Source organism: Rahnella perminowiae (assembly GCF_019049755.1).
Lineage (GTDB): Bacteria > Pseudomonadota > Gammaproteobacteria > Enterobacterales > Enterobacteriaceae > Rahnella > Rahnella perminowiae.
This window is the reverse complement of sequence record NZ_JAFMOS010000519.1, coordinates 1-14364: the sequence shown is the minus strand read 5'-3', so window position 1 is coordinate 14364 and position 14364 is coordinate 1. Positions and strand designations below refer to the sequence as shown.

Genomic DNA, 14364 nt, shown 5'->3' with positions numbered 1-14364 from the left:
ATAAATAAGGATTATTTATGAAGCTGAAATATATCGCCGCATTGGTGTCGTTGTCTCTCGTTTCTGCCTCAGCAATGGCAGAATTAAAAGCCAATGATGATACCAACCAGATTGAGGGCACCAATGGTGCCACTATGATGCGCACAACAGATAATGGTGCAACCTGGTTAGTATTTGGAACTACCACTGATGGAGAATCATACGGGGTAGGGAATAATTTCCCTGGCAGGGAAACGGTTGTTGTTGCGAATTTAGATTATAACGTTATCAATACCCCGAGCTATGATGCGGATAAGGCATACAGCACCCCTCAAACAAAAGTTCGCTACAATGGCTACTACTGGACAAACCAATGGTGGGCGAATCCGGGAGAAATTCCTGGCGAAAATTCAGTCTGGTTGAAAGGTGAGCCAACAAACCTTCAGTCTAATATTTTAGGGACTTACTATTTTACGCCATGGACTGGGGAAAAAGCACTGCAGTATCAGGCAGACACTAAGGCCAAAGTTGCCGCTCAGCGGAAAGTTATCGGGTATTTCCCTGAGTGGGGAGTTTACGAGGCTCATAACTACTTTACACCGGATAAGATTGCGACTGACCAGATTTCACATCTGAACTATGGTTTTGCTGTGATAAAGAATGGTGTCATTACGGCTCATGATACGGCTAAAGCGCCAGAGTTGATGAAAGAAATTGCGGATATCGCCAACTACCGCGGTATCACTAATATGTTATCAATAGGCGGGTGGGATAATTCACAAGAAGGTGTGTTCGAAGCGGCAACAGCAACCCAGGAAGGTACTGAACGTTTAGCGCAAAGTATTGTAGATTATGTGCTGAAATGGAAATTCCATGGCGTAGATATTGACTGGGAATATCCAGATAATGATCAGGAAAAAGCGCAATTTACCAACCTGATTAAAGTTTTACGCAGCAAGCTCGATACTGCTGGTTTGCAAAATGATATTTATTTCCAGTTATCGGCAGCCGTCACCACGAATCATAAGAATATAGAATTCATAAACCCTGCCGAAACTACGCCACTGCTGGATTCAGTAAACGTCATGGCCTATGACATACACGGCGCATTTGATCCTATCACCGGTCATAATGCTCCATTATATGCCAACCGCCAGGATGCTGATCCTAAACTCAATGTCTCCTCAGCAATGCATGAATACGCCACCACCTGGCAGGTTCCGAAGAGTAAGCTGATGATGGGTATTCCTTATTATGGTCGTGCATGGGGCGATGTGGCAGCCACTCAAATCATCCCTGGTCTTCCAGGTCTGTTCGCAACGGGTTCTGCGTCGATTCATGGTGCATGGGATGATGTCGGAGAATTTACCGGAACCAATCCATGGTATGTACTGAAAGATAAACTGGCCAATGCGGATTATGCCCGTTATTGGGATAGCGAATCTGGTGTGCCTTATCTTTATAATGCTAAAACAAAAGAATTTATCACCTATGATGATCCGCAGTCGGTTCAGGAAAAAGTAGATTACATTAATGCACAGGGTTTCGGTGGGGCAATAATATGGGATCTGAGTGGTGATACTTCATCCCATGAATTAGGCGCCATTGTTAAAAGTGTTCTGTCTAAACCTGTTGATGAGCCACATATTACAAACTTACAGGCGGGGCGTGACATTGCAAATGACAAGGCTTCTCTCGTGGTTAAGTGGGATATGGATCGCTCGAGTTATAATAACAAAAACTTCAAGCTTCTGGTCCCAAGCCCAACAGCCAAAGAAACCATAATATGGGATTTCGGAAAAGGTGAAGGTGCTACTTTCTGTGCCAGTAAAGATACAGGGGGTGACATTATTTCTCGCTGTCTATCGGTCAGTATGTTTGTTGAGCCTGGGGTGGTAGTCAGTATTGTTGATGCCGAAGATGAGAGTAAAGTTTATGGCAGTTTCACCGCGACCCAGGACATGCTCAATACTGCTGAGATTCAGGATGTGCATAAAACGTATTTTGATGAACACCAGGGGAAATTAACCTTCAATGTGGACCTTGACAAGGATCTTGTACAATCACGGCAATACCTGAATCTGGTTATTGACCATAAAGACAGCAATGGCAAAGTCACCAGTTCGGAACTTTCACAGTCATTTTATAAGATGGATCTCGTGGGTAAGAATACCAGTCAATATAGCGATGGGTATGCGGAGCTTTCGTTTAATCACTTTTATTCAACCTATGATTTTGCGAGAGCAAAAGCAGGCGACGAGTTTTCACTTGTTCTTGCCGATGGAAACACGCCAGGCGCAAAACGTCTGAAAGTGTTATCGCATCTGACAGTTACACCGGAAGTGCTGAAAAAGTAATATTTCATTTTCATGAGATATGGATTTAAGAATAATGCAATAACATGAAGGTAAGGGCTGGCTTCCCGACGGGGACCGGCCCTTTTCTGCAAGTACGGTGACCAGAAATTTGTTGGCGATGAGATTTGCAATACTAACCATTCTCATTTACAGTTAGCTTAAGTTTTATGCGATGTGTGGTTTCTATGTACGTGTGTTTATGCAACAGTGTCAGTGATAAAACGATACGGCAGGTGGTTCGTCGTTATCAGCCTCAGACGTTTCAGCAACTCAGAAACTTTGTTCCTGTGGGTACGCAGTGCGGTAAGTGTGTACGTGTTGCGCGCCAGATAATGGAAGACGAATTACAGCAGATACCGCAGCTAGACAATATCGCCTGAAAATACATCGCTAAAAAGTAGGTGTTTTCTTTGACTTACTCTGAACCGGATCTACGCTTTAGGTACCGGAACGGAGGAGTTACCTATGAAAGGCGATAAAAAAGTCATTGCTCACCTCAATAAACTTCTTGGAAATGAACTGGTTGCCATCAATCAGTATTTTTTGCATGCCCGCATGTTTAAGAACTGGGGGCTGATGCGCCTCAACGGTATCGAATATCACGAATCCATCGATGAAATGAAGCACGCCGATATCTATATTGAGCGGATCCTTTTCCTGGAAGGCATTCCTAACTTGCAGGATCTTGGCAAGCTCAATATCGGCGAAGATGTTGAGGAAATGCTGAAGTCTGATTTGCTGCTGGAGTTGGAAGGGGCGAAGGATTTACGCGAAGGCATTGCTTATGCCGACTCGGTGCATGATTACGTCAGCCGCGATTTAATGATTACTATCCTTGCGGATGAAGAGCACCACATCGACTGGCTGGAAACTGAACTGGAACTGATCGGACGTATTGGTATTCAGAATTATATCCAGTCTCAGCTGAAAGAAGAGTCGCAATAATCTCGGGTGTTTTAGCTAAACATCAGCCAGAGGGTTTTGCTTTCCTGGCTGATGTAAACCAGTGCGCCTGCCAGAGCCAGGCAGGGGCCGAAAGGTATTTGCCCCGACAATTTGTAAAAAACCACACGGATCAGCGCGAACACAATGCCTGTCAGCGCGGCCAGAATGCACAAACAGGGTAACATCTGCCAGCCGACCCAGGCGCCTAGCGCCGCCAATAGTTTGAAATCACCATATCCCATCCCATCTTTGCCACTGACTAATTTGACTCCCCAGTATAAAGTCCACAGTGCAATATAGCCGGCAGCAGCACCATAGACTGAATCCTGAAGCGAAACATTGCCCGCTACGGAGTGAATGAGTAACCCGGCCCAGAGTAATGGCAGCGTCAGCCGGTCCGGAAGCAGGTAAGTGGCGAGGTCTATCAGGCTTAGCGCCAAAAGAAACCAGAACAATAGCAGTGCACTTACCAGGCTCTCGGGGGTTACAAATAAGAAGGAGATGCCGAGAAACAGGGCTGCGCAAATGATTTCAGTGAAAGGGTATCTCTTTGAAATAGCGATACCACAATAATGACATCTTCCTCTTAACAGTAGCCAGCTCAGCAAAGGTATGTTTTGCCAGTATTTCAGTGAATGCTTACAGGCCGGACAGTGCGATGCCGGAAAACTCAGATTGAAGCGACTGCCGGCCGGTGCGCCGCTGTTTTGAATCATCAGCGGCAGGCGATAGACGACAACGTTCAAGAAACTGCCCATCAGCAACCCTAATATGGCGACAGCGGTATGATAAAATCCGCCGTATAATGAAGTGATATGTGCCATGTGCTGCCATCCCTCGCTCATGTGAAATGCTTTGCTGCTTAGCGTAGTGTGAGTTGTGGAACACTTACGCTGCCTGTTTGCCCGGTCCCCGTAACTATCGTTATCGCCACGACCTGAATACCGTATTCCTGGCTGAGAACTTCAAGCCAGCGCAAAAGTGCAGCGTAAGAAATCTGCTCGTAGCTGAGGGTAATCCCCCGTTCGTCTGCGAGGAGCTGAGGCAATTGCAGGGATAAATGTGTCGCTGAGGTATTGATGGCTTCCGTCAGTTTATCTTTCTGGACCTTCCCTCCTGAAGGCGCGCCGAGCTGTTGTGTCTGCTGAACCATCCATTCAAGCTGGTGGTGTTGCGTGTTGATCCGTACCCGGGATTGGGCGATCCGGCTGTTGAGCGGGGTCAAAATGCCGTACCAGACACAAGCCACTGCCAATAGAAACGCGGCAATCAGTATTAGCCATCTTTCTCGTTTATCTTTAAGCATCAGCCACTGTTTCATGAATTACTCCGCTGAGTCAGCGTAGCGGTGATGCCCGCTGAGGACGTAGCTAAATTTGAAATAGCAAAGTGAAAATCGCTGTCTGTCCGTTCGACAAAATCATCAATCGCTGCCCGGTCATCAGTCGTCACCTGCAGGGTGAACTGCTTGGTCTTTTGCTGAAAATCTAATTTATCGATGGTAATTTGCGGGATCTCCTGCTGGTAAGCGGTGAGCTTCGCCAGTGCAGGAAGAAAGGCCGTGGGCGCCTTTTTGATATTTTGTTCAAAATAGAACTTTACATTACGGGTGTGCTTGTCCTGCGGAAACCAGGTCTGATGCAGTGCCAGCATCTCGTTTTTCAGTAACGATTCTTGCTGTGAAACCTGCCACCAGGTAAAAAGTTTGGCACTGATCATCACTATTACCGTGAATATCATCATGCTTGCTGCCACCCGTTGAAGATGCCGCCCCCAGGCGGGTTCCTCTTTACGCACGGCGAACTCTCCCTGCAGCAGGTTTACTGCAGATGAAGAATTATTTTTCATCATAATCAGGGGATGGAAAGGCAGGTCAGCGCGTACCCAGTCAGAAGAGATTTCTTGTTCCTCCCCGTAATAATATAAGGTTTCCGGCGTTGCAATTTTAAGCAGCGTATCGAGCAAGACCTGCTCAACCTGGCAGCCTGAGTATTCCGATTGTCGAAGGATCCAGTGCTCATCAAGCCTCATTATCGACCAGCCTTCTTCATGCCATGGCAGCAGCAAGGCATCAATATAAATGTGCTTTATTGTCAGTCCTGCATCGCTAAATCGCTGCAGACAATTTTTTAAATAATCTGCTTCAATACCCGCCACAAATAGTGTCTGCTCTTCACGATAAAGTTCCACCCAATGCAATGTGTCGATATCGCCGGCAATACTTTCCTCAGTCAGATAACCAATCATCTGGCGGGTAATTTTACTCGCGCGCTGAGGCAGTACGATCTGACGAAAAATGACGTCACTGGCCGGGATGAACAGACAAACATTTTGTGCCGCAGGTTGTGTGGCGAGTGCTGATAAATGTCCTGTATCCGGTAGGCAATGAATATCTTCATCACATTCTGCCTGATCCGTGAACCAATAAACTGAGTGCTCTGGCGAAGTGCCAGCCCTGATAAATAGCCTGTTGGCCAGATGAAGTTGTTCCATTTACTCAATTACCCGATAGCGTCGCTGATAAATTGTGATTTTTGAATCCTTTGGATTGAATTGCACAAAACTGGTCATAGCATTTTGCTGTTCTTCAAACCGCCCTAGCGTATAGAGTACGAAGTACTGGCTGCGTACCGTCAGCAGAGGCTTTAATTGACTGCTTTGGATTTCCAGCGTAAATCGCTGTTTTTTTGCCTCTTTCAGAAAAGCGTCAACAGAAACCCAGCCTCTGCGTGGCCGCGCTGAAATTAATGCCATCGCGTCCTCCTGATTAATCCCTCCCAGAAATAAGGCGCTCAACAGGGGGGCCTGCTCTTCGGTCAGCGTATTGATGTTAATTTGCTGAGACTCTTCGGGGAGGATGCAAAGCTGTTGGCGGATCTGGTTGAGTGGCAGACGAGGAAGATCGGGGAGTAACGCCAGTTCATTCAGGGAAAAAAGACGTTGGTTAGCTGCAGCGCGGGGCATTGCCAGCGTTTCGTAATACCCGGATTCAGCACCGGAAGTTCGGGCCTCGTTATCGGCATCCAGATAATCGCTGAGAGTATCAACGAACCGCTCAGTTTCAACGGATGTTGCCTGCGCATTGAGAAGAAGCTGTTTCAGTACCTGCGTATTGTACGGTTCATCCTCTGACTTCGTATCAGGTGCGTTATTACGCAGGCTGTTAAGGTTAAAACAGTTTTGTCCATCCGCAATAATATAGTCCACTGAAAACCCGTCCTGTCCGGTGAAGTTACCTTGCTGAACAGCAAATAGATCAAGACTGTTGCGGGTAGGATTTTCAATCATTTCATTTCGAAGTTGCGGCAAAGCAATTTCTTCGGCGGCAAAGGTTAGCCAGCGTAATTGCTGTTGATTGAGCAACCAGCTTTGGCGCTGATGGCTGACCTGAAATTGCAGCGTCATTTTTGCTGCCAATGCAGCCATAATGGCAAGGATCATTAAAACAATCAGTAGTGCTACACCTTGTTGCTTACTCATTAATGACGCTCTCCCCGTTTAAGGGCATCGGAGCGGCGGATTCCGTACCGCTTTGCTCCGGCGCTTTTTCCGCTGATTCAGTATTCATCTCCTCAATGGTTTGAGGCAGAAGAAATAACCGACGTATTTCTCCCATGTCGTCCAGCGTGACAACGAGTTCAATAACGTTGGGAAAAGCATTCTTATTGTTCCAGTTATTGCTCCAGTTGCCGGAATAGAATCGCCAATGCAGAGAGTTCACACCTGTCAGCAGGGTAACGGCGGGAATCGGTGAAGAATCTTTCAGTGGCCGGGAAGGAAGAGATTGTGCACTTCGCGTTAGTGTGTGGTGGGTAAATGTCCAGGTAGCCTGGATAAGGTCACTGGCAGATAAGGGTGCTGAGGCAGAATAACTACCAATGGTAGTAAAACTTAATGACGTCTCAGAGGCGGATAAAAAAGCCTCTTTCTCAGCGATTTTCCGGGGCAATATCTGGGTGAGATCCCGTTCCATCAAAGAAAATGCTGTCTGAATCGCGGTCAGTCTTGCCGTGTGTTCTTGCGCCATTTCACTGTTTTTTACGGATGCGGAAAGGATCTGATAAGCCAGCAGGCTTAATAGTGCAAATATCGCCATCGCAATCATAACTTCAATCAGCGTGAACCCCTGTTGTTTGCCTACCGGCTGGCTGCTCATGGTTTTTTTGCCATTATCTGAGTCCAGCTGCTAACGGAAAGGAGCGGCGAACGTGTATCTTCAGCCTGAAAAACCTGTACCTGGTTCTGGCTAATTTTGTTGTTTTTATCTTGTGTGACTTGCTGTTCAACGAACCACTCCTGGCCGGCCAGTGCCACTTGTCCTTTTACTTTTTTCGCAGATTTGATCTGTGCTTCTATCAGCGTATTTTCAGCAACCCAGCTGGCAAAGAGAGAAGTTTGCAGATGGTCTACAGCGCTCATTTGCGAACTCATACTGTTCAGTAACGCCAGCGCAGCCGTGGCAAAGATGCCAAGGGCAATGATCACTTCTATCAGGGTCATACCTTGCTGATTTTTAGCGTCAGGTGTTGAAGATATGCACATTATTTTTCAGACCTTCTGACATGTAATATCAGTGGCAGTCGTCCTTCAGAAATGATGCTGCAACAAGCCGGTTCCGATGCAGACGAAGTGAAACTGAGTTCAAATACTGAAAGTGTTCCGTCGGGCATAAAAACAATCTGTGGTGGACGGTTGATTGATTTATTGAGTGCGAACGGGCTGAGCGAAAGGGTTTCGTTTCCCGCTAATTCACCGCTGACAGGCATGCGGGAAGATTCAATCTCTTCCCACTGAGGCTCACGTGTTTGTGGTATTAACGGTAGCGTGCCACCTAAAACCACAAACCGATAAGCGCCGGCCGTTAAAGAAAGCCCGAGCGGCTTTCCTTCCAGCACGGCACGCTCAGAAGCATATTCCATCACTGTTTTCATTTGCTCAGCGCGTTGGATTTGTGAGTTGTCAGACGGTAAAACCATGATGACTACCCCTGCTGCAATAGCGAAAATAGCCAACACCATCAGTATTTCCAGCAGCGTAAAGCCGGATTGTTTGGCTGCGGACAAAGTTACTGATCCTTCTCAACCCAGTTCTTGATGTCATCCGCAGTGTTGGGCTCACTGTCAGGCCCGGCAGAAAAAACATCGATAGCCCCATGTTCACCCGGGCTGACTAACATGTATTCGTTGCCCCAGGGGTCAGCGGGTAAACGCTTTATATACCCGTCATTACGGTAATTGGTTGGTAACGGACTCAGGGTAGGTAAAGTGACAAGAGCTTCCAGAGTTTGTTCGGTTGTCGGATAGCGATGGTTATCCAGCTTATACATGTCGAGGGCGTTCTCGAGGGCGACGATATCGCTGACGGCTTTTTGTGTATCAGCCCGTTCTTTGTTGCCCATGACATTAGGGACAACGAGCGCCGCCAGCACGCCGAGAATGACGATAACCACCATCAGTTCGATTAATGTAAAACCTTGTTGCTTCTTAGGAATAACGGGATGATTTTTTTGAGTATTTAACATTGAGTTGTACCTTTAACTGACCAGATTATTAAGCTGGAGAATCGGTTGTAAAATCGACATGATGATGAACAAAACAATACTGGCCATCGTGACAATCAGCAGGGGTTCAAACAGTGCTAATACCATTGAAAGCCGGTGCTGCATCAGCTTGTCCTGATTGTCGGCCGCGTGTGCCATAAGCTCGCCAAGACGTCCGCTTTGTTCGCCGGAAGCAATCATGTAAAGCATCATGGGAGGGAAGAGACGGGTTTGTTCCAGAACAGCAAACAGCGAACTGCCCTGACGAACATGTTCTGCCGCCTGAGTAAGTAAATAATGGATCCGCAGGTTAGTTATCCCTTCTGTTGAGATTTTCATCGCATCAAGTAAAGGAACACCGCTCGATTGCAAAATACTGAGAGTGCGGGCATATCGGGCACTATTGATGGCCCTGATCAGCGGCCCGACAACGACAACGCCAAGCAACATCGTATGAAAACGCATACGATTATTTTTACGGCGCAGAGCTAGCCTGAAGGTACCGATGCCAGCGATAACCACGATGGCAATCAGCCACCATTCACGTTCCAGGAAACCGCTGACACCGATTAAAATACGGGTGGTCACAGGCAGCGTATGTTTCATATGCACAAACTGCTCAATGATTTGCGGGACAACGGCAACCAGTAAAATGACGATCACCAGAATGGCAACCAGGGTGAGCATGGCCGGATAGATCATGGCTTGTGACAACTTGCTTTTGATCTGCTGGCGGATTTCATAATAATCCGCCATTTTCTCCAGTACGGTGCCGAGTTGACCCGTTCTTTCACCTGCGGTGACCAGAGTCCTGAACATCGGATCAAATATGCGAGGAAAATCAGATAACGCATCGGCAAGTGTATGCCCTTCCACCACTTTGTTACGAACGGTGGTGAGCACTTGCGTCAGTCCGGCGTGCTCGGTTTGCCGGGCAATGACGGCAAGTGCGGCTTCTACGGGCAGGGCTGCATTGGTTAATGTGGCGAGCTGGCGCGAAAACAGTGAAACAGCATGTGAGGGGACACGCGTTTTCAATCCCTTACTTTTACTATTTCCAGCTATCAGCGGGTTGCCAACCGGCTTTATTTCAATAAGTGTTAAACCCCGCTCACGCACAATCTGACGCGCCAGACGCAGAGAATCAGCGTCAATGACTCCCCGCTGCGTTTTGCCCGTCGGGGAGGTAGCATGAAAGGCGAAGCGACTCATGAGATTGTTCCCTGTGTCGCTATCTCTTGTTCAGCAGTAACTCTGATCACTTCTTCCAGTGTAGTCTCGCCGCTGATGGCTTTAAGCAGGCCATTTTCCCGCAAGCTTCGGGCGGTTTTGCGATGAATATTCTCAATGGAAAATTCATCCTGATTCTCATGAATTGCCTGACGTATAGCGTTATCAACCACCATACATTCGTGGATGGCGGCCCTGCCTTTATAGCCTGTGAAATGGCAATGAGAACATCCTACAGCTTTAAAAACAGAGGAGGGTGGCTCAGGCAGAAAGTGGAATAAAGGAAGGTGAGACTCCTCTAACGGGAACGGCCGTGCACAATGCGGACACAGACGTCGCACAAGTCGCTGAGCTACTACACCTAATAACGAAGAGGCGAGAAGGAAAGGCTCCAGACCCATATCCCGTAAGCGGGTGATGGCACCGACGGCACTATTCGTATGCAAGGTTGACATCACCAGATGGCCGGTCAGTGAAGCTTGTACCGCGATTTGAGCTGTTTCATTATCGCGGATCTCACCGACCATGACGACATCCGGGTCCTGACGCAAAATCGCCCGCAAACCGAGAGCAAATGTCATATCGACGCGGGGGTTAACTTGTGTTTGCCCCACACCTTCCAGTTCATACTCAATCGGGTCTTCGACGGTGAGAATGTTACGCTCGTTATTGTTGAGGGCCGAGAGAACGGCGTACAGGGTCGTGCTTTTACCTGAGCCAGTCGGCCCGGTGACCAGAATAATCCCGTGAGGTTTATGGATTAATGCCGACAGCTGTTGTTCATCCTGCGTAGACAGACCCAGTTGTGAAATATCGAGGCATAAATTATTTTTATCCAGAAGACGCATCACGACACGTTCACCATATTGAGCAGGAATGGTCGATACGCGGATATCGATCGCCCGGTGACCAATACGTAGCGAAATACGCCCATCCTGAGGTAAACGTTTTTCGGCGATGTCCAGCTTTGCCATCACCTTGATACGCGATACCAGAAAAGGCGCCAGCTTGCGGGCAGGTTGCAGGATTTGCCGTAATACACCGTCGATACGAAACCGGATACTGAGCATGCGTTCGAAGGTTTCGATATGAATATCCGAAGCGCCCTCTTTGACGGCTTCAGAAAGCACTGCATTAATCAGGCGGATGATCGGCGAATTCTCATCACTGGCCAGCAGATCTTCGTTATCCGGTAATTCCTCAGACAAAGACAGAAGATCGACCTCGTTATCAATATCATCAATAATTTGTTGCGATTCGCCGCTGCTACGCTGATAGGTTGCGGATAACTTTTCATCGAACAGCGTAGTTTCCACTATTTCGACTGACGTTATTTCCCCCATAACCCGACGTGCCTCGAGCAGGGTTTCCACTGAAATGTCCTGACGGCAAAAAAGCACGTCATTAAGCCGCGTGACGCCTTTTTGTTTGGCATAAGCATAAGGCAGAACAGGAACTGATTGTTCTACAGCGGATTTTTGTGACAATTCGTTATCCTTGTTCATGGCTTATCCACTAAACGGATTACGAGGTTTGCCGGTATTAGGCGTGGCCGGTATGGCGGTTTTTGGCGCTTTATTCTCAGGGTAGTCAGGCAAAACAGAACGAGTATTGGGGGTGAGCAGATCTTCATGATCTTCAGCCTGACGTGTTTTCTGAAGCTTTTGAAAATGCGAATATTTCTTATTGGAAAGGGAAGAGTAAACTTCATCATCGCGAATAATGGTCGGCCTGATAAATACCATCAGATTACGTTTTGCTGATTCAGTGCTGGTGTAGCGGAACAAATTGCCTACCCATGGGATATCACCCAACAGCGGCACTTTGGATTTGGTTTCTTTGGTGCTGTCATCCAGTAAGCCGCCCAGAACCACAGTTTCACCCGTACGAACCAGCACGGCATTAGAAATGGTTCGGGTATTGAAGGTGGGGCCAAGAGTCGAGTTAGTTGAAGTATCAACGCTGGAAACTTCCTGTTCGATGTCCATCAGGACAGAGTCACCCTCATTGATCTGCGGTGTGACCTTTAATTTTGTGCCGACGGTTTTGTAAACCACACTGCTATAAATGTTATCGCCAGACGTGGTTTGTGAGCCGGAAAGGGAAGGGACTTCCTGACCGACATTGAATGAGGCTTCTTTATTATCAAGGGTGACAATGCTTGGCGTGGCAAGAATATCGTTTTTATTACTGGTAGATAACGCAGTGAGTAAGACGTTCCAGTCACCGCTAAAGAAGCCTGCGGTCATGCCATTGAAGGTCTGCAAAGTGCTGCTCAGAGGGTTATCGCTGCTGATAACGCCTTCTTTTTTGTACTGACGTACTCCGGGTGCAACGGTCGATATTGGCGCGCCTGTACCGGTAAATTGTGTTCCACCAACCTGGTTGTTACTCCACTGGATACCCAAATTGAGCCCGTTACCATCCTGTACTTCAACAATAATGGCCTCGACTAGCACCTGTGCCCGGCGGATATCAAGCTTGGTGATGACCTGCTCAAGTGACTGCATCACATCTTGCTGAGCAGTAATAACGATGGAGTTGGTTTGCTCATCAGCCGTGATGCTCATAGGTTTGTTAGAGGCTGCCGAAGTCTGAGCAGTTTTGCCTTCTTTCATCTCCTGAGTAATGCCTGTCAGAACGGGAACGATCTTTTCCGCTTTGGCATATTTCAGATAGAAAACACGGGTGTTGCCCTGAGAAGACTGGTCTTTATCCAGCTGATTAACCAGTTTTGCTGCGCGGCTTCGTACGCTCTCTGGCCCGCTGACAATGAGCGTGTTGGTTCTTTCATCGGCGACAATTTTGGCTTGTAATATGGATGATGATTGTCCTTTTGATTCTTCACGAACCAGGTTGTTCATCATCTCAGCCATTTCGGGAGCAGAAGCATATTTTAGTTTGATGGTTTGTCTTTGCTGGTTGCCCATCGCGTCAACGCGTTCGACCAGATTAATGAGCCGGTTGACCACCGATGCCCGGCCAGTCAGAAGCAAAACATTGGAGGGTTCGTAATGAACAACATTCCCTACGCCTGTACTGTCATTCATCTGGCGAAGCAAAGGTGCCAGTTCTCTGACCGGCACGTTAAGAAGCGTAATGACGCGGGTAACAATTTCATCTCCCTTACCGGGACTGTTTTTATCCGCGACGGGAACACCAGACATTTTGGCATTCGCTGAACGTACGACCTTCAGTAGCCCGTTATCCATGGGGATCACCGCAAAACCATAGATATCCAGCACACTTAGGAAAAATTGATAGTATTGTTCTTCATTCAAGACATCATAACTTCTGACAGAAACAGTCCCCTGCACGGAAGGATCGATAAGAATAGTTTTATTCAGATTTTTGCTTACCGTATCAATAAACTCTTTAATATCCGTGCCCTTAAAACTCGCAGTAAATTCTTCCGCATGTACAATTCCTGGAAGGGTAGCAAATAATATGCATGCCTTTACTAAGAGAGGGTTAATGAACTTCTTCATGACTTTCAGTATCCAACGATGTTTCGATAGTGGCTAAATTTATATAGATATTCTGAAGTTGGCTTTCTCTCAGAACGGTAAGTTGTACATCCCTCAGGCTTGCCAGTTGTTCAATGTATTTATCTGCTGTTGCGGTGTCGTCAAGAGGTTGTCCGTTTATTTTAATGACGACCTCACCGGGAATAAGTCCCGCTCTAAGATAAATATTACTGTTCGTTCTGGGGTTAAATCTATAACCTGTAAGTTTCTCATCTTTATATATGGGGTTGGCAACTAAATAATGCATTAAGTATTTTGCATGTTCTTTGTTAGCCTTCTCTTTTTCTGGTTTAAGATGTTTATTTTCCCGAGATTTATCATTGAGGTATAAAATCGCTATTCCCCTGGGAGTTCGTATTTGAACTTCATCTGCTTTTACCGACTGCAAGTAAGCATTTTCCACATCAGCGAGCTTTTCGCCTTCACGATAACTTTGTTGACCTGACGGCCCCTGGAGGATAGCCAGTGAGCGCCGGGTGTCAGTACTTGTCAGAACGCCCTTAAGGAGTAAGGGGAGTTTCACGCTCACGGCGGGTGGCGGAGTTGCCTCTTTAATCGCTGATTTTTTGGGTTTCTCAAAGAGTGTGCCCGGTATATTTACAAGCGTTTTGGCCTCACCGGAGGTCTTGGGTATGCTCTTAATGCTTTCCCGGCTATTTAGTACAGTAACAGCGATTATTGAGCAACAAATCATTATGCAGGTGAATGTTATGAGAATAAACATTCCGATCTTCAATGATATCTTCGGCCAATGTCCTTTATTCCAGGCGGCATACATGTGTTGGAT

General features: G+C 47.1%; 15 protein-coding genes. 3 read left to right on the top strand and 12 right to left on the bottom strand.

Translation table 11 applies throughout. From position 1 onward, the window contains the following. Nucleotides 1–17: 17 nt before the first annotated feature. The 3 genes from J1785_RS11385 to bfr all read left to right on the top strand — a co-directional run bounded on the left by J1785_RS11385 (nucleotide 18) and on the right by bfr (nucleotide 3281). Nucleotides 18–2336 (top strand): glycosyl hydrolase family 18 protein, encoded by a 2319-nt coding sequence (locus J1785_RS11385; RefSeq protein WP_217219431.1) that lies wholly within the window; start codon nucleotides 18–20, stop codon nucleotides 2334–2336. A gap of 185 nt (nucleotides 2337–2521) precedes the next feature. Beyond that, on the top strand, nucleotides 2522–2716 hold the full coding sequence (gene bfd, locus J1785_RS11380; protein WP_129992326.1) for a bacterioferritin-associated ferredoxin: 195 nt from the start codon (nucleotides 2522–2524) through the stop codon (nucleotides 2714–2716). Between the two features lie 85 nt (nucleotides 2717–2801). Then, the gene (gene bfr, locus J1785_RS11375) at nucleotides 2802–3281 is read left to right on the top strand and encodes a bacterioferritin (RefSeq protein WP_129955631.1); all 480 of its coding nucleotides are present in this window, start codon (nucleotides 2802–2804) and stop codon (nucleotides 3279–3281) included. Nucleotides 3282–3292: 11 nt separating this feature from the next. On the opposite strand, the gene J1785_RS11370 is transcribed toward bfr, so the two are convergent. From J1785_RS11370 to gspC, 12 genes are all read right to left on the bottom strand, one after another. After that, nucleotides 3293–4105, bottom strand: coding sequence for a prepilin peptidase (locus J1785_RS11370; protein ID WP_238483189.1), 813 nt, complete (start codon nucleotides 4103–4105; stop codon nucleotides 3293–3295). A 38-nt stretch (nucleotides 4106–4143) separates the two neighbouring features. Continuing rightward, nucleotides 4144–4602: a type II secretion system protein GspM gene (gspM, locus tag J1785_RS11365; protein ID WP_217157462.1), complete on the bottom strand. Its 459-nt coding sequence runs from the start codon at nucleotides 4600–4602 to the stop codon at nucleotides 4144–4146. Continuing rightward, nucleotides 4599–5774 carry a type II secretion system protein GspL gene (gene gspL / locus J1785_RS11360; protein WP_217219429.1) on the bottom strand — a complete coding sequence of 392 codons (1176 nt, stop codon included), beginning with the start codon at nucleotides 5772–5774 and terminating at the stop codon, nucleotides 4599–4601. The genes gspM and gspL overlap by 4 nt, the downstream gene beginning before the upstream one ends. Beyond that, entirely contained in the window at nucleotides 5775–6761 is a 987-nt protein-coding gene (gene gspK / locus J1785_RS11355) for a type II secretion system minor pseudopilin GspK (protein WP_129955635.1), read from the bottom strand. Continuing rightward, nucleotides 6754–7437: a type II secretion system minor pseudopilin GspJ gene (gene gspJ / locus J1785_RS11350; RefSeq protein ID WP_217219428.1), complete on the bottom strand. Its 684-nt coding sequence runs from the start codon at nucleotides 7435–7437 to the stop codon at nucleotides 6754–6756. The genes gspK and gspJ overlap by 8 nt, the downstream gene beginning before the upstream one ends. After that, complete coding sequence (gene gspI, locus J1785_RS11345; protein WP_217219427.1) at nucleotides 7434–7823, bottom strand: type II secretion system minor pseudopilin GspI; 390 nt, start codon at nucleotides 7821–7823, stop codon at nucleotides 7434–7436. Before gspI ends, gspJ begins: the two co-directional genes overlap by 4 nt. Further along, nucleotides 7823–8344 carry a type II secretion system minor pseudopilin GspH gene (gspH, locus tag J1785_RS11340; protein WP_129955638.1) on the bottom strand — a complete coding sequence of 174 codons (522 nt, stop codon included), beginning with the start codon at nucleotides 8342–8344 and terminating at the stop codon, nucleotides 7823–7825. Before gspH ends, gspI begins: the two co-directional genes overlap by 1 nt. Nucleotides 8345–8346: 2 nt before the next feature. Continuing rightward, nucleotides 8347–8802 carry a type II secretion system major pseudopilin GspG gene (gene gspG, locus J1785_RS11335; protein WP_129955639.1) on the bottom strand — a complete coding sequence of 152 codons (456 nt, stop codon included), beginning with the start codon at nucleotides 8800–8802 and terminating at the stop codon, nucleotides 8347–8349. Between the two features lie 12 nt (nucleotides 8803–8814). After that, the gene (gene gspF / locus J1785_RS11330) at nucleotides 8815–10032 is read right to left on the bottom strand and encodes a type II secretion system inner membrane protein GspF (protein WP_217219426.1); all 1218 of its coding nucleotides are present in this window, start codon (nucleotides 10030–10032) and stop codon (nucleotides 8815–8817) included. Beyond that, nucleotides 10029–11555: a type II secretion system ATPase GspE gene (gene gspE, locus J1785_RS11325; protein ID WP_217219425.1), complete on the bottom strand. Its 1527-nt coding sequence runs from the start codon at nucleotides 11553–11555 to the stop codon at nucleotides 10029–10031. The genes gspF and gspE overlap by 4 nt, the downstream gene beginning before the upstream one ends. A gap of 3 nt (nucleotides 11556–11558) precedes the next feature. Beyond that, nucleotides 11559–13538: a type II secretion system secretin GspD gene (gene gspD / locus J1785_RS11320; RefSeq protein ID WP_217219424.1), complete on the bottom strand. Its 1980-nt coding sequence runs from the start codon at nucleotides 13536–13538 to the stop codon at nucleotides 11559–11561. After that, nucleotides 13522–14364 (bottom strand): type II secretion system protein GspC (gspC, locus tag J1785_RS11315; protein ID WP_238483187.1); only part of this gene is annotated, 843 nt, incomplete at its 5' end. The genes gspD and gspC, both read right to left, overlap by 17 nt.

Bases quoted from the DNA above. Each gene is read 5' to 3' on its own strand.
- gspG (WP_129955639.1), bottom strand. From the start codon at position 8,802: ATGTTAAATACTCAAAAAAATCATCCCGTTATTCCTAAGAAGCAACAA.
- bfd (WP_129992326.1), top strand. From the start codon at position 2,522: ATGTACGTGTGTTTATGCAACAGTGTCAGTGATAAAACGATACGGCAG.
- gspE (WP_217219425.1), bottom strand. From the start codon at position 11,555: ATGAACAAGGATAACGAATTGTCACAAAAATCCGCTGTAGAACAATCA.
- J1785_RS11385 (WP_217219431.1), top strand. From the start codon at position 18: ATGAAGCTGAAATATATCGCCGCATTGGTGTCGTTGTCTCTCGTTTCT.
- gspM (WP_217157462.1), bottom strand. From the start codon at position 4,602: ATGAAACAGTGGCTGATGCTTAAAGATAAACGAGAAAGATGGCTAATA.
- gspJ (WP_217219428.1), bottom strand. From the start codon at position 7,437: ATGAGCAGCCAGCCGGTAGGCAAACAACAGGGGTTCACGCTGATTGAA.
- gspI (WP_217219427.1), bottom strand. From the start codon at position 7,823: ATGTGCATATCTTCAACACCTGACGCTAAAAATCAGCAAGGTATGACC.
- gspD (WP_217219424.1), bottom strand. From the start codon at position 13,538: ATGAAGAAGTTCATTAACCCTCTCTTAGTAAAGGCATGCATATTATTT.
- gspF (WP_217219426.1), bottom strand. From the start codon at position 10,032: ATGAGTCGCTTCGCCTTTCATGCTACCTCCCCGACGGGCAAAACGCAG.
- gspL (WP_217219429.1), bottom strand. From the start codon at position 5,774: ATGGAACAACTTCATCTGGCCAACAGGCTATTTATCAGGGCTGGCACT.
- gspK (WP_129955635.1), bottom strand. From the start codon at position 6,761: ATGAGTAAGCAACAAGGTGTAGCACTACTGATTGTTTTAATGATCCTT.
- bfr (WP_129955631.1), top strand. From the start codon at position 2,802: ATGAAAGGCGATAAAAAAGTCATTGCTCACCTCAATAAACTTCTTGGA.
- J1785_RS11370 (WP_238483189.1), bottom strand. From the start codon at position 4,105: ATGGCACATATCACTTCATTATACGGCGGATTTTATCATACCGCTGTC.